Consider the following 26800-nt stretch of genomic DNA (forward strand, 5'->3'; position numbering starts at 1 on the left):
TCACCTCTCAGTTCGCCACGCCGTCAGCGCGGTGGCGCGGCAAAGCCAGTTGCAGCAGGTTGGATTCATTGGCCTGGTCGCGGCTGACTTCGCCGCGCAGGGCGCCTTCGCACAGCACCAGGATGCGGTCGGAAATACCCATCACTTCCATCAGGTCGCTCGACACCACAATCACCGAAATACCGTCAGCAGCGAGGTTATGGATGATCTGGTAGATCTCGGCTTTGGCGCCGATGTCGATGCCACGGGTCGGTTCGTCGAGCAGCAGGACTTTCATCGGCATCGACAGCCAGCGACCGAGAATGGCCTTCTGCTGATTGCCGCCGGAAAGGAACTTGATCTGCTGGCCGGCGTGGGGCGTTTTGACTTTCAGCGCCTTGATCTGTTTGTCGGCGTTGCCCTTCTCCCACAAACCACGAATCAGGCAGCCAAGACCCGAATTCGCGCCACGCGCACTGATGTTGATGTTCTCGGCGACGCTGGCCAGCGGAATAATCCCTTCTTTCTTGCGATCCTCGGGGCACAGCAGAATCCCGGCGGCAATGGCATCGCGCGGTGAGCGCAGATTCAGTTCATGGCCGCGCAGTTCGAGGCGTCCGGCGGTTTTGCGCTCCAGGCCACTGAGCAAACGAAACAACTCGGTGCGCCCTGCCCCGACCAATCCGAACAAACCGAGAATCTCGCCTTTGTGCGCCTCGAAACTGATCGGCTCACGCAGGCCCGGGCCGAGCAGGCCGTTGACTTTCAGCGCCACTGCGCCGCGTGGGCGGTTGCGGTAATCGTAGATGTCCTGAATGTCGCGGCCGACCATGCAGGTCACCAGTTGATCGTGGGTCAACTGGCTCATGTCCTCGAAGGTGCGCACGTAGCGGCCGTCCTTGAACACCGTCACTGCGTCGCAGATACGGAACACTTCTTCCATGCGATGGGACACGTAAAGTACGACTTTGCCCTCATCCCGCAGGCGCCCGATGATCGCCATCAAGCGGTCGATCTCGCGTGCCGAAAGGCTGCTGGTTGGCTCGTCGAAGGCGATCACATGGGCGCCACGCGACAAAGCCTTGGCGATTTCCACCAGTTGCCGTTGGCCCAACGACAAACGACCGACTTTGGTCTGCGGATCGATTTCATCGGCCAGTCCTTTGAGGCAATCCAGCGCTTGCTGACGGAGCGTGCCGCGATTGATCAAACCGAAACTGGCCGGCAGATGACCGAGGAACAGGTTTTCGGCGACGGTCATTTCCGGCACCAGATGCAGTTCCTGATGGATCACCGCCACGCCGCTGCCGATGCTGTCGGCGGTCGACTTGAAGGCCATCGTCTGCTCGCCAATCTGCATCTCGCCGCTGCTCGGAATGTAAGCGCCGCCGAGGATTTTCAGCAGGGTCGACTTGCCGGCGCCGTTCTCGCCCATCAAGGCGTGGACCTGGCCGGGATGGGCGACGAAGCTGATGCCGTCCAGCGCCTTCACGCCGGGAAAGGTTTTGCCGATCCCGTTGAAGCGCAGACTGCCGCCGGCGCTGTTTTCTTGTCTTTGTACTTGCGCGTGCATTTAAGCCACCTCTTCACACCGTTCAAACGGCCCGGTTGCCCGGGCCGTCGCTACGTCAGTTCCACAAGCCGATTTTTTCCAGCTCTTGCTTGAAGTTCTCGCGGGTGATCAGGGTGACGTCGTCCATGGCGGTGTATTTCGGCGGCTCTTTGCCGGTGGTGACCCACTCGTACATCATCTCGGCTGTCTTGTAGCCTTCGATGTGCGGGCTCGGCAGCATCGAACCGAAGAAGCCGCTGTTAGGCTTTTTCAGTTCGCCGATGGCGTCGGTGCCATTGATGCCGATGCCGATCACATTGGCCGCGGCAAACCCGGCGGCTTCTGTGGCGCGCACGCCGCCCAGCACGGTGTTGTCGTTCATGCCGCCAATGATCAGGTTCTTCGCCGCGCTTGGCAGTTTCACCAACGCCGAGTTGGTGGCGTCCATGCTGCCTGGCACATCGAGAGTTTTCAGTGCGGCGAAGAGGATGTGATCCTTCGGCATGCCTGCGTCTTCGAGGGCCTTGACCGAGCCGTCGGTGCGCTTCTTGCCGGTGTCGAGTTCGTTGTAGGTGTTGACGACCGCGTAGGTGTCTTTCCAGTCCCAGTTGCGTTTTTTCGCTTCGGCAGCCATGGCGGCGCCCTGCTTCTGACCAACTTCATACGCGGCCATGCCCAGGTACGGCACGTCCTCCATGAACTTGCCGTTGGCGTCGACAAAACGGTCGTCGACGGCAATCACCTTGAGGTCATTGAGTTTGGCTTTGGCCATGATCGCCGGGCCGAGCGACACGTCAGGCGGACAGATCACAAAGCCTTTGGCACCGTTGGCGGCGAGGCTGTCGATGGCCGACAGGGTTTTTTCGCCATCCGGGACGGCGATCTTGATGAGTTCAAACCCTCTGTCCTTGGCGGCTTTCTCGGCGAAGGCCCACTCGGTCTGGAACCACGGTTCCTCGGCCTGCTTGACCAGGAAACCGATCTTCACGGCATCGGCGGCGAGCAGCGAACTGCTCAGGCTGAACGCGGTGACCGCGAGCGCGGCACTGCACAGGGTACGAATCCCGAAACGACGTTTCATAAGCTGACTCCTTGTTATTTTTTTTGAGCAATGTTTGAAAAGCGGTAAAGCACGTTCCTGCAAAGCCTGTTGAAAATAGTCATATCGTATGATGATTGGATTTCAGACGGATTTCTTCACGTGGAATCCGATCGATCAGTCGTGGTACATCACCGAGCGGCCACCATCGATGGTGATGCACGAAGCATTGATGAATGGCGCTTCATCGCTGGCCAGGAACACCGCTGTCATCGCCACCTCAATCGGCTGACCAATGCGTTTGGGCGGGTGCAGGTCGAGGGCGCGTTGACGCTCGGCATGCGGGTCGGTGAAACCGTTCCAGTAATCGACGTTCAGCTGCGTTTCGATGTAGCCGGGGGCGATGGCGTTGACGCGGATGCCTTTCGCTGCGTACTCGATGCCGAGTGCGCGAGTCAGTCCCAACAACCCGTGCTTGGCCACCGGGTACGGGAAACAGCCGGGAATAATGTGCGAAGAATGGGTTGAGGCAATGTTGATGATGCTGCCGATGCCCTGCTCGATCATTTGCGGCAGGACCGCTTTGCAGCCGTACCACGCGCCGTCAAGGTCGATGGCGAAGCAGCGACGCCAGTCTTCTTCGGTCATTTCCAGCGGATCGCGGAATACATTGACCCCGGCGCAGTTGACCAGCACGTCGATGCGCCCGTGCAGTTCAACGGCGCGTTTGGCCATGGCGTGCAGGTCGGGCTGGCGCGACACATCAGCCTTGATCGCCTGGACGTCAAAGCCTTGCTCGCGCCAATGGGCGGCAACCTTCTCGACTTTTTCGGCCTGAATATCACTGATCAGCAGTTTGGCTTGCTGCGAAGCGAAGGCTGCGACGATGGCTTCACCGATACCCTGAGCGGCACCGGTGAGCAGCACGACTTTGTTTTTCAGACGCTCGCCCTTCGGCGGTGCGGGCACCGGCGGCAGGGAAAGAGGTTCAGCCATGGCTCAAGGACTCCTGTTCGCAAGCGCAAAAAAACCGGGCATTTGACGATGTCCGGTCTGGAGAGCGTTTAGAACTGAACAGGCAGGCGCCACTGACGGCATTGGGCCGTTGCGTGGCACGGACTCCGCGTGGGAGTGCGATGGAAATTCGCTGCATCACTTCACCTGTTTTGTTCTTTTTAAGTGTGAGTGCGTGTTACTGCTGGAGCCGACTATAAACCCGACCGCCAAATAATCTCAATATATAATTTTGCATCCCATATTTTGGGATTCAGCCAGCGAAACGCGTACAGAGCTTTCCTGCAACATCAACACGCATCGACAGCACTGCGCCGTCCAGAGGATGGTTGCGCGGGCTCTCGGCGCTGGTGATGTACAGGGTTTTCAGGTCTTCGCCGCCGAATACGCAACTGGTCGGGCGACTGATCGGCAGATCGATTTTGCGGTCGACCTTGCCATCAGGCGCGAGTCGCAAAAGACAGCTGCCGTCCCAACGGGCGTTCCACACATAGCCTTCGACATCCATCGCCGAACCGTCAGGGCCGCCCTGTTCATCGGGGCCGTACCAGAGATTGGCGACGTCGAGGTTGCCGTCGGTGTGGATGAAATAGCTGTACAACGTGGCTTCCATGCTGTCGCCGAACAACAGCCTGGTGCCGTCGTCGCTCCACAGCAGCGTGTTGGGAATCCCCAGGTTGCGTAGCAATGGCGTGACGCGTTTGTCGGGATCGATACGGAACAGGGCACCGGAACGCCGGACGATCGGCAGATCTTCGCCCCGCTCGCCGATGTTGTTTTGCATGGTGCTGAGCCACAGTCGGCCTTGTCCGTCACAGCGGGCTTCGTTGGGACGATTGCCAGGTTGCGGGTCGGCGACACAGAACAGCGTCAGGCGCGGTTCCAGGCCCGGGGAGTCGAGATCGAGACGATAGACGCCGCTGCTCAGCGTAACCAGCGCATCGCCGCTGGCGCAGGGGATGAACGCAGAAACGTGCTCGGGCATTTGCCAGATCTGCACGTTCTGGCCGATCAGGCGCAGGGCCTGTTGGCCGGCGATATCGACCCAGTACAGCGCCTGGGTCGGCGCGTCCCAGAACGGGCCTTCACCGAGTTGGGCGCGGTGCTGGGTCAGTGCGGTCCAGGTCATTTCAACTCCTTGGATCTTGTAGTTTTTTTCAGTGTGGGAGCGATATTGGATATTTAGCCGGCCTTTTTGTCGGCCATGACTTTTGGGTAAAACCGTTTGATCGCCAGGTCTGCGTTGTCGATCAGGGTCATGCAGGCCCACACACCGCGCGCAGAATCGCGAGCGGCGATGGCGTCGGCCATGTCTTTGTGGATTGGCAAGGTGCGGCGCAGTTCATCCGGATCGGCCGCCGAGACTTCAAACGAAACGGCCAGCAACGCACCGAGCGCCGGGACCATCTGTTCAATGAACTGATTATGGCTGGCGGCAAGAATGCACTCGTGGAAGGCCTGATCGGCACGGTTGTAATCGCCGCCGCTGTCTACCGCGCGCTCGAGGGCGTTGTAGGCCAGTTGCACGGCGTCGATCTGCTCCAGCGTCGCGCGCTCGCAGGCCCAGCGCACAGCCATGGGTTCAATGGTGCGGCGCAGGTCGAGCAAATCATCGACGAAGTTTTCCGGCAGACCATTGCGTGACAGCCAACCGACGACCTGGGGATCGAACAGGTTCCAGCGGCGCACCGGCAACACGCGGGTGCCGACCTTCGGCCCGACTTCAAGCATGCCTTTGGCAACGAGGGTTTTGATCGCTTCACGAATGACGGTGCGGCTGACGCCGAGCTGTTCGCCCAGATCAGCTTCGACCTTGATGGTCTGCCCCGGTTTGATCTGGCCAGCGGCAATCCAACTGCCCAGCCAGTCAACCGTTGATGCATGAAAGCTGCTGGACATGAACACCTCAAAGCGGATCGCGATGGGTGATCAAGCTAATGATCATACGATTGGGTGTCAAATCAGTTTTTTGTGATCACACAAAAACAATGTGGGAGCGAGCCTGCTCGCAATAGCGGAGTGTCAGTCAATATTTTCGTCGACTGATACACAGCTATCGCGAGCAGGCTCGCTCCCACAGGGATTCGAATTACGGTTCGAGGCCGATACGGAAGAACTCGCCGCCACTCCACACACCGAGCCAGTTCTGCCCATCGATTTTCCGACTGACCGCCAGTTCGACCAATTGGTAGAACACATTGCGATGAATCAACGCTTCAAGGTTGGTACGCACGTGTACGTAAGGCGCAGGCTCTTGAGTGACCGGATCGATCTCAACTCGAATCGGATGCTCCGGCCCAGCCTCAGCGGTTTCGTCGACATTGGTGGTAAAGCGCAGCACCTGCGCCTCACCCTCGCCTTCAACCTCGACGGCAATCGCCACAAACGGCGCGTCGTCGACCTTGATGCCGACCTTCTCGACCGGCGTAATCAAAAAATAATCATCGCCGTCGCGGCGGATGATCGTGGAGAAGAGCTTGACCATAGGCTTGCGCCCGATCGGCGTGCCCAGGTAATACCAAGTGCCGTCCCGGGCGATGCGCATGTCGATGTCGCCGCAGAAATCCGGGTTCCACAAGTGCACCGGTGGCAGGCCTTTGGTTTTGGGGATTTGTCCCAACAGGTCATTGGCTTTTTGCGGGCCACTCATGGCGTACTCCTTGAAATTACTGGTTGCCGATCCCCAACAGGCTGCGCGCGTACTGCGCCAGCGGTGGGCCGATCAGGTCTTCGGGTTTGCTGTCGTGGAACGTCAGTAAACCGCCACGACTCTTGATCCGTGCAGTATCAATCAAATACTGGGTGCTGGTCTCGATCAACATGATCTGAATCACGCCGCCGTCGATACCGAGGCGATCCACAGCCTCCTCATCCAGCCACTCATCAGAGTTGCCGATGCGGTCGTCTGCCTTGGCGAAACGGGTATAGAGCAGGTAATGCGCACCCGCGTCACGGGCTTCACCCATTGCCTGATCGAGGCCTTCCGGCGCACGGGCGCGGCGAACCATCGGGAAGTATTCGATAAAGCCTTTGAACGCTTCCTCGGCGACCACGTTCGGCCGCGGATACGAACCACCCGGCGGCGCAAACGCGCCCTGGGCGATGTAGATAAACGAATCCGGCTGAATACGGAAGTTGTTCACGCGGCGGCTGTCGCTGTGGTCCAGCAGCCCCGCGTCGCTCATCTGATAGCGAGTGCCTTCGGCCATATCGCTGACAGTCATACAGCCGCCAAGCGCCAAAATGGCCAGCAGCAAAACCAGGCTACGCATCCTTATCCTCCAGAAGCCGGTGACGGAAAACCGGCGAATGGGCGTTGAATGCAGCTTTTGCGCCAGCTCGGGAACTTCGTCTATCTACAGGACGCTTTCGCGAACAGGCTCGCTCCCACAAGTGGAACGCATTCCAGATGTGAGAGCGAGCCTGATCGCGAATGGGAATATCAGCCGCCGATGATTTTCATGATGGTTGCGCCGCCGGAAAATGCCACTTCCTGCTTGTCGCCCAAGGCCTTCACCAGCAAGCGTTGTAGCGCAGGCAGTGCCTCGTGACGCGGTTTGTCGAGCAGATCGCCGACGTAGTGGCGGTTGCTCGACGACAGGCAACCATGCAGCCAACCGGTCGACGACAGGCGCAGGCGTGAGCAGGTTCGGCAGAAAGGCACGCTTTCATTGGCAATCACCCCAAAATGGCCCACCCCGGCAATCGCGTAACGCACCGCCGTAGCGTCGACAGGGGCATCAGCTTGCGCGTACTCGTAACGCTCACCGATCAGCTCCAGCAATTGTTGAAGACTGACAAACTGTTGCAGGAAGGCATTGGAGTCTTTGGCCAGGTGGCCCATGCGCATCAGCTCGATAAAGCGCAGCTCATACCCGCGCTCCAGGCAGTAGTCGAGCAACGGCATGACCTGATCAAGATTCTGGCCGCGCAACGGCACCATGTTGACCTTGATCTTCATCCCCGCCGCTGCGGCCTTGTCCATGCCGTCGAGCACGGTGGCCAGGTCGCCGCCGCGGGCAATGCTGCGGAACGCGTCGGCGTCGAGGGTATCGAGAGAAACATTGATCCGGCGCAGACCGGCATCCACCAGCAGCGGAAGTTTCTTGGCGAGGAGTTGACCGTTGGTGGTCAGACTGATGTCTTCCAGCCCCATCTTGCCGACGGCGGTCATGAACGATTCAAGTTTGGGGCTGACCAGCGGCTCGCCACCGGTAATGCGCAAACGCTCAATGCCAGCGGCTTCAATCAGATACGCCACGCCGCGCGCCATGGCGTCGGCCGACAGCTCATCCTGCGCAGCTACCAACCGCTTGCCGTTGGGCACGCAGTAGGTACAAGCGTAATTGCAGGCTGAAGTCAGGCTGATCCGCAAATTGCGAAAACGCCTGCCTTGACGGTCAACGATCATGATCACTCCGGCGAAAGGAAATCGAGCAGCTAAAACTTGACTCACAAATCAAGTTTTAGCAAGCCCTATGCCTGAGTATATTCCTGCGGTACTGCGCCATGTAACGAAATCATTGCGCAATAAGGCAGCTGAATGGCTCAGCTGCTCGGCGTTTCGGGGTCGCGCTTGCGCTTGTTGCCCATGCGCACGCCGATGTCCATCAGGAACTGGAAGAAACCTTCCTGATCTTCCAGCACATTGCTCCAGAACGGCGAGTGATACAGCGCGACAGCGCCGTGCACCAATGCCCAGGACGCGCAGTAGTGGAAGTACGGCGGCACGTCTTCGAGCTTGCCTTCACTGATGCGCCCCTTGATCAGCAGGGTCAGGCGTTCGAAGTTCGAGGCACGGATCTTGTGCAGCTCCTCGACCATTTCCGGCACCTGGTTGCCCTTGACCACCTTCTCTTCGAGACGATCGAACAGACGGTAGCGCTGCGGATCACGCATACGGAATTCGAAGTAGGCACGGGACAGTGCTTCCTTGTCCTTGTCGACATCGGCCGAATGCAGCAGCTCGTTCAAATCGCGCTCGTAATCGAGCATCAGGCGCAGATAGATCTCGGCCTTGGACTTGAAATGTTTATAGATCGTGCCTTTGCCGATACCTACGGCATCAGCAATCATCTCGACGGTGACACTGTCTTCACCTTGGTCGAGGAACAGCTTGAGCGCGGTATCGAGAATTTCTTGCTCGCGGCGACGAAACTCACGGACCTTACGAGGTTCTTTGTGCATAAGAAAAAGGTCTGAAGGGTCAAAATTCGAAGCCGCGTATTATGCCTAACTTGCGCAAAAATGCACGGATCATCCGACCACATCTGTGTTTCTTGTTCATTTTGAGAACGTTTTGGGCGCAATGAGAACTCAACTGAAGCGAACGTATTCCAAATTTGTTTAAAAACCACGGCCCGCTAACTGGACTGCACGCCAGACTGATCAATACTTCAACTGTCGGACGGCATCTCCCCCAAGTGCCGTGCCGATAAAGGTACCAACGGACCGCGTGCCTTTGTTTTACTCCTAATGGTCTTAACCCGGATTCACCCCCCAGAACCCGGGTTTTTTTTGCCTGCGATTCAGACCTTCACATGAGCCAGCGGGAACAGCCGCTTGAAGTTTTCGGTCGTCTGCTCGGCAAAACGCTCGTAATTCTCACCACGCAGCATCGCCAGGAACTCTGCCACTTCACGCACGTATTGCGGCAGGTTCGGCTTGCCGCGATAAGGGATCGGCGCCAGGTACGGCGAATCGGTTTCAACCAGCAGACGATCCGCCGGAACTTTGCTCGCCACATCACGCAGCGCATCGGCATTGCGGAAGGTCACGATGCCTGACAGGGAAATGTAATAACCCATGTCCAGCGCAGCCTTGGCCATGTCCCAATCCTCGGTGAAGCAATGCAGCACCCCGGCCTGTGGCAACGCGGCTTCACGCAGCAGTTCGAGGGTATCGGCGCGGGCGCCGCGGGTGTGGATGATCACCGGTTTGCCGGTGTGCTGCGCCGCTTGCAGGTGCAGGCGGAACGAGGCCTGCTGCAGTTCGGCGGCTTCCGGCTCGTAGTGGTAATCCAGACCGGTTTCACCGATCGCCACCACTTTCGGGTGATTGAGTTCGTGCAGCAACCAGTCCAGCGCGGGGGCGGCTCCCGGTTGCACATCGAGAGGATGCACGCCGACCGAGCAATCGACATCGTCGTAACGCTCGGCGAGGGCTTTGACGTCAGCGGCGTTGTCGGCGCTTACGCCGATGCACAGAAAATGCCCTACCCCGCGCTCGCGGGCCGCATCGAGTGCGGCATCCAGCGAGCCGTCATGGGCGGTGAGGTCGAGGCGATCCAGGTGACAATGGGAATCTACGAGCATAAAAATACGGCTACTTACATCGTATGAGTGGGACGGTCGGACTTGAGGGCTCCGGCCAGATGGGTTTCGATGCGACTGCGCGCGGTGTTGTCGCCGTCGTTGAACTGCACGCCGACACCGGCTGCGCGATTGCCTTGTGCGCCTTTGGGCGTAATCCAGGTGACTTTGCCGGCAACCGGGATCTTTTCCGGTTCATCCATCAAGTTCAATAGCATGAACACCTCGTCGCCCAGCTTGTAGCTCTTGTTGGTCGGGATGAACAGGCCACCGTTTTTGATGAACGGCATGTAAGCGGCGTAAAGCACCGACTTGTCTTTGATGGTCAGGGACAAAATGCCGTTGCGCGGCCCCGGGCTGACGGGTTCATTCATGTTGACCTCCACTGCTGATGTTCAGAGTCTAGGCGCACACCATCGTTTTTGCGGGGATCACCGCTGGCCTGGCAGTCCTGCCCATTGCACCAACAGCGCTTCCAGCAACAGCGCCGGATTGAGATTGGCCTTGCTCAACACTTTCTGCCGCTGCGCGAGAATCCAGTCCTGAATATCGAGCACTTTGCCTTGGGCGCTTTTCTGCGCCAGGTACTGCACCACTTTGCGCATGTCGTTCAGACCGAGGCCGGCTTCGTCCTCAGTCAGTTGATAACGCAGGATCAGGCTCGACCAGTCACAGAACCAGTCAAACAGGCGCAGCATCGGAATGTTTTTCCATTCTTCGGCCAATTGCGTTGGCGATTGCTGCTGCTTGAGCAACTTCTTCACCCCTTCGACCACTTGCGCGCGCTGTTCGCGTACGCCCTGGGACTGAAGAGTGACCGCCATCAACGGCGAACCGGCGGCCAGCGTCAGCAGTTCGACACGCTCCGCTTCGGAACACTCCGGCAGGGCCTGAGCCAGCCATTGCAGGCTCATCGCCTCACCCGGCAGCGGGCAGGCCTGCTGCACACAACGACTCTTGACCGTCGGCAACAAACGGCTCGGCTGATGGCTGACCAGCAACAACACCGTATTGCCGGAAGGCTCTTCAAGGCTCTTGAGCAAGGCATTGGCGGCATTGATATTCATCGATTCCGTGGGCTCGATCAGCACCACCTTGCGCCCACCCAGTTGCGCGGTCTGCACCACGAAACTGACCAGATCGCGCACCTGATCGACCTTGATCGCCTTGTCGGCTTCTTCCGGCTCGAGAATGTAATTGTCCGGGTGGCTGCCAGCCTTGAGCAGCAGGCAGGATTTGCATTCACCGCAAGCCTCCGGCGTCGGGTGCTTGCACAACAGACTGGCCATCAACCGCTCGGCCAGTGCGCGTTTGCCGATCCCGGCCGGCCCATGCAGCAGATAAGCGTGAGCATGCTGGCTACGTCCGGCCAGTTGCTGCCAGAGGCTGTCCTGCCATGGATAGGCCTCAGCCACGGCTCAGCTCCAGCAAGTTCGGAATCAGGGTATCCAGCGATTGTTGAACCTTGACCAACGGCTGACCGGCATCGATGCGCACATAGCGCGCAGGATCGGCTTCAGCACGCTTGAGGAATGCACTGCGCACCGCCTCGAAAAATGCCCGGCCTTCGAGCTCGAAGCGATCGAGGCGACCGCGAGCGCTGGCACGAGCCAGGCCGATTTCTACCGGCAGGTCGAAAATCAGCGTCAGGTCCGGGCGCAGATCCCCCTGCACGAAAGCCTCCAGCGTCGCGATACGCTCCAGCGACAAACCGCGACCGCCTCCCTGATAGGCATACGTCGAATCGGTGAAGCGATCACACAGCACCACCGCACCGCGCGCCAGCGCCGGGCGAATCACCTCGGCCAGATGCTGAGCACGCGCGGCGAACACCAGCAGCAGTTCGGTATCCGGGTTCATGACTTCGTCGGCCGGGGCCAGCAGCACATCGCGAATCCGCTCTGCCAGTGGCGTACCGCCGGGCTCGCGGGTCAGCACGACCTCGACACCAGCGGCGCGCAAACGCTCGGCGAGGTATTCGCGATTGGTGCTCTTGCCGGCGCCTTCCGGGCCTTCCAGGGTGATAAACAAGCCAGTCACAGGCAGTCCTTAATAAAAGTCATTGCGTGTTTTGTGGTGCGTCGGCGTCAGGAGTCGGCGCGGATTCCTCAGTCGGAACCTGCGGCAGCGACTCGGGCGCAGTATTAGGCGATGCCGCAGGAATCGACTCCTCGGCGGCCGGTGCCGCTTCCGGCGTAGTTGCCGGCGCCGGGCTGGAGCGGTAATCGGCACGGCGCTTGAGCTGAAATTCACGCACCGCATTGTTATGCGCATCGAGATCGTCAGAGAACACATGGCTACCGTCGCCACGGGCAACAAAGTAGAGGCTGGTGCCTCCCACCGGGTTCAGCGCCGCGTGAATGGCTTCACGCCCGACCATCGCAATCGGCGTCGGCGGCAAGCCGGGAATCACGTAAGTGTTATACGGCGTCGGCTCCTTGAGGTGAGCGCGGGTCAACTTGCCGGTGTAGCGATCGCCCAAACCATAGATCACTGTAGGATCGGTCTGCAGCTGCATGCCCAGCGCCATCCGGCGCACAAAAACCCCGGCAATCTCGCCGCGCTCCTGCGGTACACCGGTTTCCTTCTCGACCAGGGACGCCATGATCAGCGCTTGATAAGGTTCTTTGTACGGCGCATCGGCAGCGCGTTTTTCCCACTCTTTGGCCAGCACTTCGTCGAGACGCTCAAAAGCCTTTTTCAGCAGCTCGGTATCGGACACGCCGCGCACGAAGCGATAGGTATCGGGGAAGAAACGGCCTTCCGGGAACAGGCCTTTGTGGCCAATCTTCGCCATCACGTCGCTGTCGCTCAAACCATTGATGGTCTGTTCGATTTTTTCATCTTTCGCCAGCGCAGCACGCACCTGGTGGAAATTCCAGCCCTCAACCAGCGTCAGGCTGTACTGAACCACGTCGCCACGCTTCCACGAATCGATGAGACCGTTGACGGTCATCCCGGGCTGCATGCGGTATTCGCCAGTGTGGATCGGCGTGCCAGCGAGATTGAAACGCCAATAGACCCGTAGCCAGAAAGCGTCTTTGATGACGCCATCGCTTTCGAGTCCAAGGAAGGTACGGGTCGGTGTAGAGCCTTTCGGCACATCCAGCAGTTCTTCCTGCGTGATGTTCAAGGGCTGTTCCAGCGCGGAGTGAATCTTCCAGGCGCTGGCGCCCAACAGCAGCCCTGCCAGAACCAGTCCGGTTTCCAGCAGCAGCAATAATTTACGTCTCACAAATCAGGCATCCAGTAGGGCGCGGGCAATGGCTTGCAGTTTACGGGTGAGCGGGCCAACCGGCCAGCTCAGTGCAGCGTAGGCGCGTACCGGCCAGACGCCATATACGCTGTTGCAGACAAACACTTCATCGGCCCATTGCAGCTGTTCTAGGCCGATATCGACGGTTTGGGTGGGGATGGCCAATGACTCGGCCTGAAACAATATTTCCGCGCGCATCACACCGGCGACACCGCAGCGTTTCAGATCGGGCGTGATCAACACACCATCGCGCACCAGAAACACGTTGCTGAACACCCCTTCGATCACTCGACCGGCCTGATCAAGCATCAAGCCCTCAGCGTGCTCGCTGTCTTGCCATTCGGCGCGGGCGAGTACTTGTTCCAGTCGATTGAGGTGTTTGAGTCCGGCAAGCAATGGCTGTCTGGACAGGCGCGTATTGCACGGAAACAGGCGGATGCCATGTTCGGCATGCGCAGCAGGATAAGCCGCCGGCGGATTGCCTTGCAGGATGCGTCGACCCGGCGCCGCAGGGTCAGGCGCGTAACCGCGCAAACCGTCGCCACGGGTGAGGATGAGTTTAAGCACACCCTCGTCCATCGCGGCAGCGTAGCTCAGCAGTTCGTGGCGAATCAGCTCGATATCGGCAGCGATAGCCAGACGCGAGCAGCCATCGGCCAGCCGCGTCATGTGTCGATCAAGCAATACCGGCTGGCCGTCATGCACGGCAATGGTCTCGAACAGACCATCGCCGTAAGCCAGGCCGCGGTCTTTCAGCGACAGAGTGTCAGCCGGTTGACCGTCGACCCAGCTGTCCATCAGCCTGCGAACCGACGGAACGCCAAGGTACCGTTGGTGCCGCCAAAGCCGAAGGAGTTCGACAGCACGACATCGATGTCCATGTTGCGCGCGGTGTGCGGCACGAAATCGAGATCACAGCCTTCGTCCGGCTCATCAAGGTTGATGGTTGGCGGCGCTACCTGGCTGTTGATCGCCAGGATGCTGAAGATCGCCTCGACCGCTCCGGCCGCACCCAGCAGGTGGCCCGTCATGGACTTGGTGGAGCTGACCGCCAGTTTATAGGCGTGCTCACCGAACACCGACCTGATCGCGTTGGCCTCGGCAAGGTCGCCGGCCGGGGTCGAGGTGCCGTGGGCATTGATGTATTGCACTTGATCGGCGTTGATCTTCGCGTCGCGCAAGGCGTTGGTGATGCAGCGAGCTGCACCCGCGCCGTCGGCAGGTGGCGAAGTCATGTGGAACGCATCGCCACTGGTGCCGAAACCGATCAGCTCGGCGTAGATGGTCGCGCCGCGCGCCTTGGCGTGTTCGAGTTCTTCGAGCACCAGTGCACCGGCACCGTCGGACAGTACGAAACCGTCACGGCCCTTGTCCCAGGGACGGCTGGCGCGAGTTGGCTCGTCGTTGCGGGTCGACAGCGCACGGGACGCGCCGAAGCCGCCCATGCCCAGACCGCATGCGGCCATTTCGGCACCGCCGGCAATCATCACGTCGGCTTCGTCGTACATGATGTTGCGCGCCGCCATGCCGATGCAGTGCGTACCGGTGGTACACGCTGTAGCAATGGCGTAGTTAGGTCCCTGTGCGCCCAGATGGATGGACAGGAAACCGGAAATCATATTGATGATCGAGCCTGGCACGAAGAATGGCGAGATTCGACGCGGGCCCGTCTCATGCAAAGTACGGCTGGTTTCTTCGATATTGGTCAGACCGCCGATGCCCGAACCCATGGCCACGCCAATGCGTTCACGGTTGGCGTCAGTGACTTCCAGGCCAGCGTTGCGTACGGCTTGAAAGCCAGCCGCGAGACCGTACTGAATGAACAGGTCGAGCTTGCGCGCTTCCTTGACCGACAGGTATTCCTCGACATTGAAGCCCTTTACCGAGCCGCCAAAGCGGGTGGAATAGGCAGAAAGGTCGGTGTGTTCGATCAGACCAATGCCACTGCGGCCAGCCAGAATGCCCTGCCAACTGCTTGGCACATCCGTGCCCAGTGGCGACAACATACCCATACCGGTGACTACGACGCGTCTACGCGACACAGCACTCTCCTTTTTCAAATGACGACTTTGCATCAGGCCTAAAGAAAAAACCGCACGCCGTGATGGCAGTGCGGTTTTTCCATGACAGCAAGCAACGATTACAAGCTATTAAGCCTGGTGGTTTGTAACGTAATCGATTGCAGCTTGTACAGTAGTGATCTTCTCAGCTTCTTCGTCAGGGATTTCGGTCTCGAATTCCTCTTCCAGAGCCATCACCAGCTCAACGGTGTCAAGGGAGTCGGCACCCAGGTCTTCTACGAAGGAAGCGGTGTTAACCACTTCTTCTTCTTTAACACCCAGTTGCTCGGCAACGATTTTCTTGACGCGCTCTTCGATGGTGCTCATACCTTGTTTTCACTCCTAATGGACAAATTCAGGCAGCTGGCCAGTGGGTAAGTGTATAGAAAGACTTTTCAGTTTTTCAACTGAAAGCTTCACTCCTCAAACCCTGCAGCCCTCTGCCTATAAATAGATTGCAGCTTTATAACGGATTTTAGACAGCTCGTATGACATTTTTTTGAAGCAATCCGTCACATTTTACTTACATGTACATCCCACCGTTCACCGGGATTGTAGCCCCAGTAACGTATGCCGCACCGTCGGATGCAAGAAAAGCGACCACAGACGCGATCTCTTGAGCTTGTCCCAGACGACCCAGCGGAATCTGCGTCTGCAAGGCTTCACGCTGTGCTTCAGGCAGTTCGCGGGTCATATCGGTGTCGATAAACCCTGGGGTTACCGAGTTGACCGTAATCGAACGCGAACCGACTTCACGCGCCATTGCACGGCTGAAACCTTCCAGACCGGCCTTGGCGGCTGCATAGTTTACTTGGCCTGCGTTGCCCATGGCACCCACCACCGAGCCAATACTGATAATTCGACCCCAACGGGCTTTGGTCATGCCGCGCAGAACGCCCTTGGACAGGCGATACAGACTGTTCAGGTTGGTATCGATCACGTCGTACCATTCGTCATCTTTCATGCGCATCATCAGGTTATCGCGGGTGATGCCGGCATTATTGACCAAAATCGCCGGCGCACCGAACTGCTCCTGAATGGTCGCGATCACTTTGCTGACGGATTCGTCGCTGGTGACGTTGAGTTCCAGACCGGTACCCTGAATGCCGTGCTCTTTGAGCGTGGCGGCAATCGCCTCGGCACCCTTGGCGGAGGTTGCGGTACCCACAACGATGGCGCCCTGACGGCCCAGTTCCAGTGCGATAGCCTGGCCGATACCGCGGCTTGCACCGGTGACCAGTGCAACTTTACCTTGCAGACTCATGCAAGTTTCTCCTGATTCAGGCCTGCGCTGCACGAGCGGCAGCGAAGGCGTCTGGGGTATTGAGGTTGGAAGTCGAAACGCCTTCGGCGCAACGTTTGTTCAGACCCGCCAGTACTTTGCCCGGGCCACATTCGACCAGATTGGTCGCGCCCTTGGCGGCCAGTGTCTGTACGGACTCGACCCAGCGTACTGGCTTGTAGAGTTGTTCGAGCAGATCACGCTTGAGGGTTTCCAGATCGGCCGGCACTTGTGCGCTGACGTTCTGTACCACCGGGATCTGCGGCGCCTGCCAGTTAATGGCGGCAATGGACTCGGCAAAGCGCTCGGCAGCCGGACGCATCAGCTCGCAGTGCGACGGCACGCTCACCGGCAGCGGCAAGGCACGCTTGGCGCCACGCGCCTTGCAGCCCTCAATGGCGCGCTCGACGGCAGCCTTGGCACCGGCCACTACAACCTGACCCGGGGAGTTGAAGTTGACGGCGCTGACCACTTCGCCCTGTGCCGCTTCAGCACAGGCCGCCAGCACGTCAGCGTCTTCCAGACCCAGAATGGCAGCCATGCCGCCCTGCCCGGCCGGAACCGCTTCCTGCATCAGCTGGCCACGGCGCTCAACGAGCTTTACCGCATCAGCCAGACTCAGGCTGCCGGCAGCCACCAGCGCGCTGTACTCACCCAGGCTGTGACCGGCAACAAATGCCGGACGCGCACCACCTTCAGCAAGCCACAGACGCCACAAGGCGATCGATGCGGTCAGAATGGCCGGTTGGGTTTTGTCGGTTTGATTAAGCAGCTCTTCCGGCCCCTGCTGGGTCAGTGCCCACAGGTCATAGCCCAGAGCAGCGGAGGCTTCTTGGAAAGTTTCGAGGATCAATGGATGTTGCGCGCCCAGCTCGGCCAGCATGCCGAGGGACTGCGAACCTTGTCCTGGAAAGACGAATGCGAGGGAAGCAGACATGTAACAAGCCCCTAATGATCTTGTCGTCGGAAAATGACGCCCCACTGGGGGACGCAAGAAACTGACAGTTGGATGGCCCTTTGAACCGGGCGGTCACATTTAAGCATTGTCCGACGAAAACGCCTAAGACAACAAATCCTCCAGACGCCCGTGAAGGCGCTCGGGCAGGTTCTCCTGAATCTCGATCAGCGCACGCTGAATCGCACTCTGAAAGCCCTGAACTCCCGCCGAACCGTGGCTTTTCACCACAATGCCCTGCAAGCCAAGGAAGCTTGCCCCATTGTGTCGCGCCGGTGCCAGATCTGCCTGCAAGCGCTTCATCAATGGCAGCGCCAAGGCACCGATTGCGCGCGAAGCCATGTTCTTTTTGAACAGCGCCTCAATGCGCGCAGCAATCATCGTGGCCAGGCCTTCGCTGGACTTGAGCAGAATGTTGCCGACAAACCCGTCGCACACCACCACATCCGCCTCACCGCGATACAGGCCGTCACCTTCGACAAAACCGATGTAGTTAATGCCTCTGGCCGCCTGCAACAGCGTTGCCGCCAACTTGACCTGTTGATTGCCCTTGATGTCTTCGGTGCCGATGTTCAGCAACGCCACCCGAGGGCGAGCAATACCCAGCGTCTGCGCCGCCACCGAACCCATCACCGCAAACTGCAACAGATGCTCCGCACTGCAATCGACGTTGGCGCCAAGATCAAGCAACTGGCAATAACCTTTCTGCGTCGGAATGGCGGCAACCATCGCGGGACGATCGATACCCGGCAAGGTCTTCAGCACATAGCGCGACAGCGCCATCAAAGCTCCGGTGTTGCCGGCACTGACACAGGCTTGAGCCTTGCCATCACGCACCAGTTCAAGAGCAACACGCATCGACGAGTCCGGCTTGCCACGCAGGGCCTGAGTCGGTTTTTCGTCCATGGTGATGACTTCGCTGGCCGCAACAATCGTCAGGCGCGCGCGATCGGCAGCCGATTGGCCATTGATCAATTCTTCAAGAAGGGAGGGTTGACCGACTAGGGTCAGGTGCAGCGAGGGTGTAGCAGACAGGCAAGCAAGGCTGGCCTGAACAATGCTGCGGGGACCGAAGTCCCCGCCCATTGCGTCAATCGCGATGACTTGAGCAGACAAGTGATTACTCGTCAGCGCCCTTGTCGATCACTTTACGGCCACGGTATACGCCTTCTGGCGATACGTGGTGACGCAGGTGAATTTCACCAGTGGTTTTTTCTACAGACAGAGTGCTCGCCGTCAGGGCGTCGTGCGAACGACGCATGTCACGGGCAGAGCGGGATTTTTTGTTCTGCTGAACAGCCATAATTGATTAACTCCTAAACGTTTGGGTCACGCTTTAACTGCGCCAATACACTGAACGGGTTGGACCGCGTTACCTCGTCCTCGCTCGGTTCGGGCTCATCTGACCCCGCCGGCTGCTGGCATTCTTCCGGATGATGAGCAGGCACGATAGGCAAGGCAAGCAAAAGCTCCTCCTCGACCAGTGACTGCAGATCCAATGGATCTTCGCCCAGTTCCAGCACGTCATAACCTTTCGGTAACGACTGGGTATTCGCACCCTCCTTAACCACAGCGTAACTGCATTCGCTGTGGATCGGCAGGGTGACCAGCTCAAGACAACGCTGGCAAACCATTTTGACCTCGGTGTCGATAAAGCTGTGGATTACCACAGATTTACGTTCATCTCGTTCAAAAACGAATTTCGCCTGCACCGTACCGACAGTGTCGGAAAGCGGGTCGCAGAGTCTCTTCAAATCGGCCAGTAGCAGCTCACCTTGGATGGTGGTGCCACGATCAGCCAATTTGCGCGGGTCAACGTGAGGTGGAATCGGGTCATTCAACATAGGCGCAGCATTATAGGGATGCCCCCACCCATGTCAAAGGAAATTGTGCCCTGTCCGTCACTTGCGTGCCTCCGCTAGAATTCACATCTGCCTCAGGAGACGCAAATGCTGCCTTTATTACTTGCTTCAAGCTCGACTTATCGCCGGGAATTGCTCTCCCGCCTGCACCTGCCATTCGTCTGCAGCTCGCCAGATATCGATGAAAGCCACCGTCCCGGCGAACCAGCGATCGAGCTGGTCAAACGTCTTGCAGAACAGAAGGCCCGAGCATTGGCCGACAGCCACCCCGCTCATCTGATTATTGGCTCCGATCAGGTGGCCGTACTCGGCGACCGGATCATCGGCAAGCCGCACACTTTCGACAAGGCCCGCGAGCAACTGATGGCCGCCAGCGGCGCCAGCGTGACTTTTCTCACCGGCCTAGCGCTGCTCAACAGCCAGACAGGGCAATGCCAGGTCGACTGCGTACCGTTCACAGTGCACATGCGCCAGCTCGATCAGGCACGGGTCGAGCGTTACCTGCACATCGAGCAGCCTCACGACTGCGCGGGCAGCTTCAAGGCTGAAGGTCTGGGCGTGAGCCTGTTCCAGTCCACCGAAGGCCCTGACGCTACCAGCCTGATCGGTCTGCCGCTGATTCGCCTGATCGACATGCTGCTACTTGAAGGCGTACAGATTCCTTAAAGCAAAAATCGCAGCCAGCGGCAGCTCTTACAGGGTTCGCGTCATCGCAAATAATGCGAATGAACATCGAACCTGCAGGCGCTGCCGCAGACTGCGATCTTTTGATCGCTACAACCAATTAACGCAACGATGGCCCGTGGAAGCCCATCCACATCGCCAACTGCTCGGCCACACTGGCGCCAAGTTTCTTCGAGAAGCGGTCAAACGGCGATTCCTGGACGGTGAAGTCCACCAACTCTTTCTCGCCGACCACATCACGCGCCACCGAACTGGCACTGCCCAGACCATCGATCAAGCCCAGCGGCAGCGCCTGCTCGCCAGACCAGACCAGCCCGGAGAACAGCTCCGGATGCTCTTTGTCCTTCAGGCGATCGCCACGACCCTGCTTGACGCTGTTGATGAACTGCTTGTGCGTGGTGTCCAGCACACTTTGCCAGAACGCCGTTTCTTCAGGCTTCTGCGGCTGGAACGGATCAAGGAACGATTTGTGCTCGCCAGACGTGTACGTGCGACGCTCGACTCCCAGCTTCTCCATGGTGCCGACAAAGCCGTAACCGGCCGCCGTTACACCAATGGAGCCCACCAGACTCGCCTTGTCGGCATAGATCTGATCCGCAGCACTGGCGATGTAATACGCACCAGACGCGCCGAGATCGGAAATCACCGCATACAGCTTGATCTCGGGGTGCAAGCCACGCAGACGCTTGATCTCGTCATACACATAACCGGACTGCACAGGACTACCGCCCGGACTGTTGATCCGCAGGATGACACCCTTGACCTTCTTGTCCTCGAACGCAGCGCGCAGGCTGCCGACAATGTTGTCGGCACTGGCCGGCTCTTTGTCGGCGATCACGCCAGTGACGTCGATCAGCGCGGTGTAGTTGGTGCTGCGAGTGGCGCTTTTTTCCATGTCCATCAGCGGCGTGAAGAGAATCAGCGCGACAAACAGGTAAACAAATGTCAGCAGCTTGAAGAAAATCCCCCAACGCCGCGAACGACGCTGTTCCTGCACACCCGCCAGAAGGGTCTTTTCCAGCAGCTTCCAGCTCTTCTCGTCACCGTCGTCGGCACTTGCCTTGGCCGGTGCTTTCCATTCGTCGGTCATGCCATCCACCCCAGCAAAAACGTATTAAGCCTGCTGTGCCAGCCAGGCATGCAATTCGGAAAAACGGTCTATCGACAGACGCGGCTCGAACTGTTGCAACGATTCGATCGATTGCGCGCCATAACTGACAGCCACCGAATCCATCCCCGCGTTACGCGCCATCAGCAGATCGAAGGACGAATCCCCGACCATCAGCGCCTGTTCGGCACGCACACCGCAATGAGCAAGTATCTGCTCCAGCATCAGAGGGTGCGGCTTGCTCGCAGTTTCATCGGCCGCGCGGGTAATGTCGAAATACTCTTCCCAGCCATTGGCCTTGAGCACCCGATCCAGTCCGCGCCGATTCTTGCCGGTCGCAACAGCGAGGTGATAACCCTGCTCACGAAAGGACGCCATTGATTCGACGACCCCCTCAAACAGCGGCGAAGGCACAGCCTCTGCCGCAATGTAGTGATCAGCGTAATACTCACGAAACAAGGTCATTTCGGCGTCGCTGATTTCGGGATACAAGGTGCGGATCGCCTCGGGCAAGCCAAGACCGATGATGCCTTTGACGGCAAAATCGTCACGCAATTGGAAACCGGAGCGCCTGGACGCCGAATGCATGGCCTCGACGATCCGATGAATGGAATCGGCCAGCGTGCCGTCCCAATCGAAAATCAGCAGTTTGTAATCAGATGGGCGCACTCAATCGCTCCACGGTCTTGGCCCACATTTCATCGACCGGCGCCTGCAAGGTCAGCTTGTCGCCATCCGGCAGCGGCACGGTCAGCATGTAAGCATGCAGGAACAGGCGCTTGCCGCCCAGATCGCGAATTTCCTTGGTGAAACCCTCGTCGCCATACTTGCTGTCGCCAGCAATGCAATGCCCGGCATGCAGGGTGTGAACGCGAATCTGGTGGGTGCGACCGGTCACAGGCTTGGCTTCGACCATGGTCGCGAAGTCGCCAAAGCGGCGCAGCACCTTGAACAGGGTCAGGGCTTCTTTGCCTTCTTCATTGACTTCAACCATGCGCTCGCCGGAACGCAAGTTGCTCTTGAGCAATGGTGCGCTGACTTTCTTGATCGAGGTCGCCCAGTTGCCGCGCACCAGCGCCATGTAGCGCTTGTCGATGCCATCGCCGCGTAACTGCTCGTGCAAATGACGGAGCATGCTGCGCTTCTTGGCAATCATCAGCAGGCCGGAAGTGTCGCGGTCGAGACGGTGAACCAGCTCCAGCTCTTTGGTATCCGGACGCAACTGACGAAAGGCTTCGATCACACCGAAGTTCAAGCCGCTGCCACCGTGAACCGCAATGCCCGCAGGCTTGTTGATCACGATCAGGGCTTTGTCTTCGAAGACAATCGAGGCTTCCAGGCGCTGCAACAGGCCCTGGGCCAGAGGCACGGGTTCGTCACGCTCAGGCACGCGAACGGGCGGCACGCGCACGATATCACCGGCCTGCAGCTTGTATTCGGGCTTGATCCGACCTTTGTTCACACGCACTTCGCCTTTGCGCAAAATGCGGTAAATCAAAGTCTTGGGCACACCTTTGAGCCGGGCGAGGAGAAAATTGTCGATTCGTTGGCCGGCATACTCCGGCGAGACTTCAAGCAGTTGAACGCCTGGAGTCGAAGGGGCAGTAGTTGTCATGGCGCGGATGATAACAATTTTTATGGATTTGAAGCACTTAATCATTGCTGCTATAGTCGCGAACGCCGCCAAAAGCGGCCTGGACAGCGGCACCACGGTCAAAAACCGGCCCTGACCAACGCAATTCACCAGGACGCGAGGCCGTCCTACGGGGCTTTCGCTACGTAACGGTGGAGTTTGCAGTTGTAACAAGCGCAGGTGACATAAGGCCTGAATCACACCGCCGAGCAGAGTTTTTACTCGCCTGGCAGGCAAACATTCAAGGCCAGTTCACAAAGTGCAGTCAGCTGTGAATGACCCCGAGCGAAGGCTTCGGAAACAACGCCTAAATTAGCCATGATGCGTGACCTCCCCTTTCGGAGCTCACGGTAAATGCCAACCCGTTGCGGATTCTGCGCGCGGCAGCACCCGAATTATCAGGGATACGTGTAGGGTGGAGATGCACAACCGCTGGACTGTGTAGCATTAGGCTTTATCAAGACGCTTCATCTCGTCCACAGCCGCTGGTTGATTCCTCCTCCTGACTGAGTGCTTAAGTAGCCACAGCAAGCAGGACGCGTACGTCGCGGTCTCGGCCCAATTGGTCGCAATCGCTAGACACGGGAATGGCCAACCACTCCCGACGCACCTGACACCGACCGTGAGAAGTCGTGTGTGCCGAACGCCGTTTCCGGCAGCCCGGAAACCGACGGTACTACATGAAAAGAATGCTGATTAACGCAACTCAACCCGAAGAGTTGCGTGTTGCACTGGTAGATGGTCAACGCCTCTACGACCTGGACATCGAATCCGGTGCACGCGAGCAGAAAAAAGCCAATATCTATAAAGGCAAGATCACTCGCATCGAACCAAGCCTTGAGGCTGCCTTTGTCGACTTCGGCTCTGAGCGCCACGGCTTCCTGCCCCTCAAAGAAATCTCCCGCGAATACTTCAAGAAAGCCCCTGAAGGCCGCGTCAACATCAAGGACGTCCTGAGCGAAGGCCAGGAAGTCATCGTTCAGGTCGAGAAAGAAGAACGTGGCAACAAGGGCGCAGCCCTGACCACCTTCATCAGCCTGGCCGGTCGTTACCTCGTACTGATGCCGAACAACCCGCGTGCTGGCGGTATCTCCCGTCGCATCGAAGGCGAAGAGCGCAACGAACTGCGTGAAGCGCTGAACGGTCTGGTTGCTCCAGCCGACATGGGTCTGATCGTGCGCACTGCCGGCCTTGGCCGCAGCAGCGAAGAAATGCAGTGGGACCTCGATTACCTGCTGCAACTCTGGACCGCCATCAAAGAAGCCTCGCTGGATCGCGCCGCGCCATTCCTGATCTATCAGGAAAGCAACGTGATCATCCGCGCTATCCGCGATTACTTGCGCCAGGACATCGGCGAAGTGCTGATCGACAGCGTTGAAGCCCAGGACGAAGCCCTGACCTTCATCCGCCAGGTGATGCCGCAGTACGCCAGCAAGATCAAGCTGTACGAAGACAGCGTTCCGCTGTTCAACCGCTTCCAGATCGAAAGCCAGATCGAGACCGCTTTCCAGCGCGTCGTCGAACTGCCTTCCGGCGGCTCCATCGTTATCGATCCGACCGAAGCCCTGGTGTCCATCGACATCAACTCGGCCCGCGCCACCAAAGGCAGCGACATCGAAGAAACCGCCCTGCAGACCAACCTTGAAGCGGCTGAAGAAATCGCCCGTCAGTTGCGCCTGCGCGACATCGGCGGCCTGATCGTCATCGACTTCATCGACATGACCCCTGCCAAGAACCAGCGCGCCGTGGAAGAGAAAGTCCGCGAATGCCTGGAAGCCGACCGCGCTCGCGTGCAGATCGGCCGTATCTCGCGCTTCGGCCTGCTGGAAATGTCCCGTCAGCGCCTGCGTCCATCACTGGGCGAAAGCAGCGGCATCGTTTGCCCGCGTTGCAACGGCACCGGCATCATCCGCGACGTTGAATCGCTGTCGCTGGCGATCCTGCGCCTGATCGAAGAAGAAGCACTGAAAGACCGCACCGCCGAAGTCCGCGCCCAGGTGCCGATCCCGGTTGCTGCGTTCCTGCTCAACGAAAAACGCAACTCGATCACCAAGATCGAACTGCGCACCCGTGCCCGCATCATCATTCTGCCGAACGATCACCTCGAAACCCCGCACTTCGAAGTTCAGCGTCTGCGTGATGACAGCCCGGAAGCCGCGACCAACCAGTCCAGCTACGAAATCGCTGCGGCCGCTGCCGAAGTCGAAGAAGTCCAGCCAGCCGCTGCGACCCGCACCCTGGTTCGCCAGGAAGCCGCGGTCAAGACTGCTCCGGCTCGCGCCAACGCTCCGGTTCCGACCGAAGTTGCAGCACCTGCCGCACCAGCGCCTGCTCCAGCTGCCATACCAGAACCAAGCCTGTTCAAAGGTCTGGTGAAGTCGCTGGTCAGCCTGTTCGCTACCAAGGAAGAGCCAGCCGCTCCGGTGGTGGTTGAAAAACCGGCCACCGAACGCCCGGCCCGTAACGAAGAGCGTCGCAACGGTCGTCAGCAGAGCCGCAACCGTAACGGTCGCCGCGATGAAGAACGCAAGCCGCGCGAAGAGCGTGCACCGCGTGAAGAGCGCGCCCCACGTGAGCCGCGTGAAGAGCGTCAGCCTCGTGAAGCCCGTGAAGTTCGCGAGCCTCGTGAAGCCCGCACCGAAGCGCCAGCCGCCCGCGAAGAACGCGCACCACGCGCCCCGCGTGAAGAGCGTGCACCACGCGCTCCACGTGAAGATCGCAAGCCACGTGGCGAGCGTGAAGAACGTGTTCGTGAACTGCGCGAGCCACTGGATGCCGCTCCAGCTGTAGCCGCAGCCGCTGCCGTGACCGCTGAAGAGCGTCCGGCCCGCCAGCCACGTGAAGAGCGCGCACCGCGTCCACCGCGTGAAGAACGTCAACCGCGCGCCGAGCAGGCCGCTGCTGCCGTTGCCGATGAAGAAGAAGTCATCAGCAACGAAGAGCAACTGCCGGAAGACGGTTCGGAGAGCGCCGAAGGCGATCGCCCACGTCGTCGCTCCCGCGGTCAGCGTCGTCGCAGCAACCGTCGTGAGCGTCAGCGTGATGCCAATGGCAACGTGATCGAAGGTTCGGAAGAGTCCGAGTCCGACGAAAACGCTGAAGGCCCAAGCACTGCCGATCTGGCCGCTGGCTTGGCCGTGACTACCGCCGTTGCCAGCAGCGTGATCAGCGCTCCGGCTGAAGCACAAGCTCACGAGCAAGCCGAACGTGCCACCGCCGCTACTCTGGAAACTGCTCCAGTAGAAGCACCGGTTGTTGAAGCCACCACTCCAGTGGAAGTGACAGCAGCTCCGGAAGTTGAAGTAGCACCGGTTCGCGAAACCCAGGCTCAGTTTGAAGCTTTTGCTGAACCTGCCGCCGAACCTGCACGAGTCGTCGAGGCGCCAGTCGTCGCTGCAGAGCCGGTTGTCGAAACCGTCGCTGAAACCGTGACCGAAACCGTGCGTGAAGTTCGCGAAGAGCAGACTGCATTCAACTGGGTAGCTGAGCCTGCCGCCGCTGAAACACCAGCGCCTGCATACGAAGCGCCAGTGGTTGAAGAAGCCAAGGTTGCCGAACCGGCTCCAGCGCCAATCGTTGAAGCGCCAGTCGTCGAGGCTCCAGTGGTTGCCGAAGCACCAGCCCCAGTGGTTGAAACTGCACCGGTCAGCGCGCTGACGCCAAGCGGCCGCGCGCCGAACGACCCGCGTGAAGTGCGTCGTCGCAAGCGTGAAGAAGAGCGTCTGGCGAAGGAAGCCGAGCTGGCAGCAGCTTCTGCTCCGGTTGTTGCCGAGCCAGTGGTTGCGGAAGTGGTTGAGGCAGCTCCTGCCCCGACTGCCGAAGAAGCTACCGTTGAATCGGTAATCGCTGAAGCGCCACGCTCCGTTCAGGACGCGGCACAGCAACACGAAGAGGCCCAGGAAAAAGAACACGAGCCTAAACCACTCGTCTGATTCCGTAAGCCACTAAAAAGCCCCGCCTGAGCAATCAGGCGGGGCTTTTTTATGCGGTTTGGAAGATCAAAGATCGCAGCCTTCGGCAGCTCCTACAGGGGATCGCATTTACATGATCGTTCCCAGGTGGAGC

Annotated in this window: 27 protein-coding genes; 2 read left to right on the forward strand and 25 right to left on the reverse strand. The window is 59.0% G+C overall.

Going from position 1 to position 26800, the window contains the following annotated elements; translation table 11 throughout:
- Positions 1-7: 7 nt before the first annotated feature.
- From araG to AB4P97_RS15525, 22 genes are all read right to left on the reverse strand, one after another.
- Positions 8-1552, reverse strand: a complete 1545-nt coding sequence (gene araG / locus AB4P97_RS15420) for an L-arabinose ABC transporter ATP-binding protein AraG (protein WP_200617137.1) — start codon at positions 1550-1552, stop codon at positions 8-10.
- Between the two features lie 55 nt (positions 1553-1607).
- On the reverse strand, positions 1608-2612 hold the full coding sequence (locus AB4P97_RS15425; RefSeq protein ID WP_042560420.1) for a substrate-binding domain-containing protein: 1005 nt from the start codon (positions 2610-2612) through the stop codon (positions 1608-1610).
- Between the two features lie 135 nt (positions 2613-2747).
- Entirely contained in the window at positions 2748-3566 is an 819-nt protein-coding gene (locus AB4P97_RS15430; RefSeq protein ID WP_395601301.1) for an SDR family oxidoreductase, read from the reverse strand.
- Between the two features lie 271 nt (positions 3567-3837).
- Complete coding sequence (locus AB4P97_RS15435; protein ID WP_395601302.1) at positions 3838-4713, reverse strand: SMP-30/gluconolactonase/LRE family protein; 876 nt, start codon at positions 4711-4713, stop codon at positions 3838-3840.
- A 53-nt stretch (positions 4714-4766) separates the two neighbouring features.
- Positions 4767-5483 carry a FadR/GntR family transcriptional regulator gene (locus AB4P97_RS15440; RefSeq protein WP_042560422.1) on the reverse strand — a complete coding sequence of 239 codons (717 nt, stop codon included), beginning with the start codon at positions 5481-5483 and terminating at the stop codon, positions 4767-4769.
- Between the two features lie 190 nt (positions 5484-5673).
- Complete coding sequence (locus tag AB4P97_RS15445) at positions 5674-6234, reverse strand: DUF1285 domain-containing protein (protein ID WP_042560423.1); 561 nt, start codon at positions 6232-6234, stop codon at positions 5674-5676.
- A gap of 16 nt (positions 6235-6250) precedes the next feature.
- A complete protein-coding gene (locus AB4P97_RS15450) occupies positions 6251-6856 on the reverse strand; it encodes a DUF4823 domain-containing protein (RefSeq protein WP_042560424.1) in 606 nt (201 codons plus the stop codon).
- A 170-nt stretch (positions 6857-7026) separates the two neighbouring features.
- Positions 7027-7995, reverse strand: coding sequence for a GTP 3',8-cyclase MoaA (locus tag AB4P97_RS15455; protein WP_047302572.1), 969 nt, complete (start codon positions 7993-7995; stop codon positions 7027-7029).
- A gap of 137 nt (positions 7996-8132) precedes the next feature.
- Positions 8133-8771 carry a TetR/AcrR family transcriptional regulator gene (locus AB4P97_RS15460; RefSeq protein ID WP_007908276.1) on the reverse strand — a complete coding sequence of 213 codons (639 nt, stop codon included), beginning with the start codon at positions 8769-8771 and terminating at the stop codon, positions 8133-8135.
- A 341-nt stretch (positions 8772-9112) separates the two neighbouring features.
- Positions 9113-9898, reverse strand: a complete 786-nt coding sequence (locus AB4P97_RS15465; protein WP_115146231.1) for a TatD family hydrolase — start codon at positions 9896-9898, stop codon at positions 9113-9115.
- Positions 9899-9912: 14 nt separating this feature from the next.
- Positions 9913-10269, reverse strand: coding sequence for a PilZ domain-containing protein (locus AB4P97_RS15470; RefSeq protein WP_042560427.1), 357 nt, complete (start codon positions 10267-10269; stop codon positions 9913-9915).
- A 57-nt stretch (positions 10270-10326) separates the two neighbouring features.
- Entirely contained in the window at positions 10327-11310 is a 984-nt protein-coding gene (locus AB4P97_RS15475) for a DNA polymerase III subunit delta' (protein WP_047302577.1), read from the reverse strand.
- On the reverse strand, positions 11303-11935 hold the full coding sequence (gene tmk / locus AB4P97_RS15480) for a dTMP kinase (protein ID WP_042560429.1): 633 nt from the start codon (positions 11933-11935) through the stop codon (positions 11303-11305). Before tmk ends, AB4P97_RS15475 begins: the two co-directional genes overlap by 8 nt.
- 19 nt (positions 11936-11954) lie before the next feature.
- The gene (mltG, locus tag AB4P97_RS15485; RefSeq protein ID WP_047302579.1) at positions 11955-13130 is read right to left on the reverse strand and encodes an endolytic transglycosylase MltG; all 1176 of its coding nucleotides are present in this window, start codon (positions 13128-13130) and stop codon (positions 11955-11957) included.
- 3 nt (positions 13131-13133) lie between these two features.
- Complete coding sequence (gene pabC, locus AB4P97_RS15490; protein WP_115146229.1) at positions 13134-13949, reverse strand: aminodeoxychorismate lyase; 816 nt, start codon at positions 13947-13949, stop codon at positions 13134-13136.
- Positions 13949-15193 carry a beta-ketoacyl-ACP synthase II gene (gene fabF / locus AB4P97_RS15495; protein ID WP_042560432.1) on the reverse strand — a complete coding sequence of 415 codons (1245 nt, stop codon included), beginning with the start codon at positions 15191-15193 and terminating at the stop codon, positions 13949-13951. Before fabF ends, pabC begins: the two co-directional genes overlap by 1 nt.
- 108 nt (positions 15194-15301) lie before the next feature.
- The gene (acpP, locus tag AB4P97_RS15500; RefSeq protein WP_003442511.1) at positions 15302-15538 is read right to left on the reverse strand and encodes an acyl carrier protein; all 237 of its coding nucleotides are present in this window, start codon (positions 15536-15538) and stop codon (positions 15302-15304) included.
- 196 nt (positions 15539-15734) lie between these two features.
- Positions 15735-16475: a 3-oxoacyl-ACP reductase FabG gene (gene fabG, locus AB4P97_RS15505; RefSeq protein WP_042560433.1), complete on the reverse strand. Its 741-nt coding sequence runs from the start codon at positions 16473-16475 to the stop codon at positions 15735-15737.
- A 16-nt stretch (positions 16476-16491) separates the two neighbouring features.
- Entirely contained in the window at positions 16492-17430 is a 939-nt protein-coding gene (fabD, locus tag AB4P97_RS15510; RefSeq protein WP_042560434.1) for an ACP S-malonyltransferase, read from the reverse strand.
- 123 nt (positions 17431-17553) lie between these two features.
- Positions 17554-18564 carry a phosphate acyltransferase PlsX gene (plsX, locus tag AB4P97_RS15515; RefSeq protein ID WP_080896053.1) on the reverse strand — a complete coding sequence of 337 codons (1011 nt, stop codon included), beginning with the start codon at positions 18562-18564 and terminating at the stop codon, positions 17554-17556.
- 4 nt (positions 18565-18568) lie between these two features.
- Positions 18569-18751 (reverse strand): 50S ribosomal protein L32, encoded by a 183-nt coding sequence (gene rpmF, locus AB4P97_RS15520; protein ID WP_008152339.1) that lies wholly within the window; start codon positions 18749-18751, stop codon positions 18569-18571.
- 13 nt (positions 18752-18764) lie between these two features.
- Complete coding sequence (locus AB4P97_RS15525) at positions 18765-19292, reverse strand: YceD family protein (protein ID WP_042560436.1); 528 nt, start codon at positions 19290-19292, stop codon at positions 18765-18767.
- Between the two features lie 105 nt (positions 19293-19397).
- Between AB4P97_RS15525 and AB4P97_RS15530 the strand changes: the two genes are divergently transcribed.
- Entirely contained in the window at positions 19398-19976 is a 579-nt protein-coding gene (locus tag AB4P97_RS15530; protein WP_395601303.1) for a Maf family protein, read from the forward strand.
- A 118-nt stretch (positions 19977-20094) separates the two neighbouring features.
- Here the strand turns inward: AB4P97_RS15530 and sppA are convergent, their stop codons facing one another.
- Genes sppA through rluC form a run of 3 tightly spaced genes read right to left on the reverse strand, consistent with a single transcriptional unit; the run spans position 20095 to position 22717 of the window.
- On the reverse strand, positions 20095-21084 hold the full coding sequence (gene sppA, locus AB4P97_RS15535; protein WP_210622805.1) for a signal peptide peptidase SppA: 990 nt from the start codon (positions 21082-21084) through the stop codon (positions 20095-20097).
- A 24-nt stretch (positions 21085-21108) separates the two neighbouring features.
- Positions 21109-21771: an HAD-IA family hydrolase gene (locus AB4P97_RS15540; protein WP_042560439.1), complete on the reverse strand. Its 663-nt coding sequence runs from the start codon at positions 21769-21771 to the stop codon at positions 21109-21111.
- Complete coding sequence (rluC, locus tag AB4P97_RS15545; RefSeq protein ID WP_047302596.1) at positions 21758-22717, reverse strand: 23S rRNA pseudouridine(955/2504/2580) synthase RluC; 960 nt, start codon at positions 22715-22717, stop codon at positions 21758-21760. Before rluC ends, AB4P97_RS15540 begins: the two co-directional genes overlap by 14 nt.
- A 698-nt stretch (positions 22718-23415) precedes the next feature.
- On the opposite strand from rluC, the gene rne reads away from it, so the two are divergent.
- Positions 23416-26667, forward strand: a complete 3252-nt coding sequence (gene rne / locus AB4P97_RS15550) for a ribonuclease E (RefSeq protein WP_395601304.1) — start codon at positions 23416-23418, stop codon at positions 26665-26667.
- Positions 26668-26800: the final 133 nt, after the last annotated feature.

The organism is Pseudomonas sp. A1230, from assembly GCF_044218825.1.
Taxonomy (GTDB): domain Bacteria; phylum Pseudomonadota; class Gammaproteobacteria; order Pseudomonadales; family Pseudomonadaceae; genus Aquipseudomonas; species Aquipseudomonas iridis.

Coding starts and splice junctions, on each gene's coding strand:
- araG (WP_200617137.1), bottom strand. CDS start 1,552: ATGCACGCGCAAGTACAAAGACAAGAAAACAGCGCCGGCGGCAGTCTG.
- AB4P97_RS15425 (WP_042560420.1), bottom strand. CDS start 2,612: ATGAAACGTCGTTTCGGGATTCGTACCCTGTGCAGTGCCGCGCTCGCG.
- AB4P97_RS15430 (WP_395601301.1), bottom strand. CDS start 3,566: ATGGCTGAACCTCTTTCCCTGCCGCCGGTGCCCGCACCGCCGAAGGGC.
- AB4P97_RS15435 (WP_395601302.1), bottom strand. CDS start 4,713: ATGACCTGGACCGCACTGACCCAGCACCGCGCCCAACTCGGTGAAGGC.
- AB4P97_RS15440 (WP_042560422.1), bottom strand. CDS start 5,483: ATGTCCAGCAGCTTTCATGCATCAACGGTTGACTGGCTGGGCAGTTGG.
- AB4P97_RS15445 (WP_042560423.1), bottom strand. CDS start 6,234: ATGAGTGGCCCGCAAAAAGCCAATGACCTGTTGGGACAAATCCCCAAA.
- AB4P97_RS15450 (WP_042560424.1), bottom strand. CDS start 6,856: ATGCGTAGCCTGGTTTTGCTGCTGGCCATTTTGGCGCTTGGCGGCTGT.
- AB4P97_RS15455 (WP_047302572.1), bottom strand. CDS start 7,995: ATGATCGTTGACCGTCAAGGCAGGCGTTTTCGCAATTTGCGGATCAGC.
- AB4P97_RS15460 (WP_007908276.1), bottom strand. CDS start 8,771: ATGCACAAAGAACCTCGTAAGGTCCGTGAGTTTCGTCGCCGCGAGCAA.
- AB4P97_RS15465 (WP_115146231.1), bottom strand. CDS start 9,898: ATGCTCGTAGATTCCCATTGTCACCTGGATCGCCTCGACCTCACCGCC.
- AB4P97_RS15470 (WP_042560427.1), bottom strand. CDS start 10,269: ATGAATGAACCCGTCAGCCCGGGGCCGCGCAACGGCATTTTGTCCCTG.
- pabC (WP_115146229.1), bottom strand. CDS start 13,949: ATGGACAGCTGGGTCGACGGTCAACCGGCTGACACTCTGTCGCTGAAA.
- acpP (WP_003442511.1), bottom strand. CDS start 15,538: ATGAGCACCATCGAAGAGCGCGTCAAGAAAATCGTTGCCGAGCAACTG.
- fabG (WP_042560433.1), bottom strand. CDS start 16,475: ATGAGTCTGCAAGGTAAAGTTGCACTGGTCACCGGTGCAAGCCGCGGT.
- fabD (WP_042560434.1), bottom strand. CDS start 17,430: ATGTCTGCTTCCCTCGCATTCGTCTTTCCAGGACAAGGTTCGCAGTCC.
- rpmF (WP_008152339.1), bottom strand. CDS start 18,751: ATGGCTGTTCAGCAGAACAAAAAATCCCGCTCTGCCCGTGACATGCGT.
- AB4P97_RS15525 (WP_042560436.1), bottom strand. CDS start 19,292: ATGTTGAATGACCCGATTCCACCTCACGTTGACCCGCGCAAATTGGCT.
- AB4P97_RS15530 (WP_395601303.1), top strand. CDS start 19,398: ATGCTGCCTTTATTACTTGCTTCAAGCTCGACTTATCGCCGGGAATTG.
- sppA (WP_210622805.1), bottom strand. CDS start 21,084: ATGACCGACGAATGGAAAGCACCGGCCAAGGCAAGTGCCGACGACGGT.
- rluC (WP_047302596.1), bottom strand. CDS start 22,717: ATGACAACTACTGCCCCTTCGACTCCAGGCGTTCAACTGCTTGAAGTC.
- rne (WP_395601304.1), top strand. CDS start 23,416: ATGAAAAGAATGCTGATTAACGCAACTCAACCCGAAGAGTTGCGTGTT.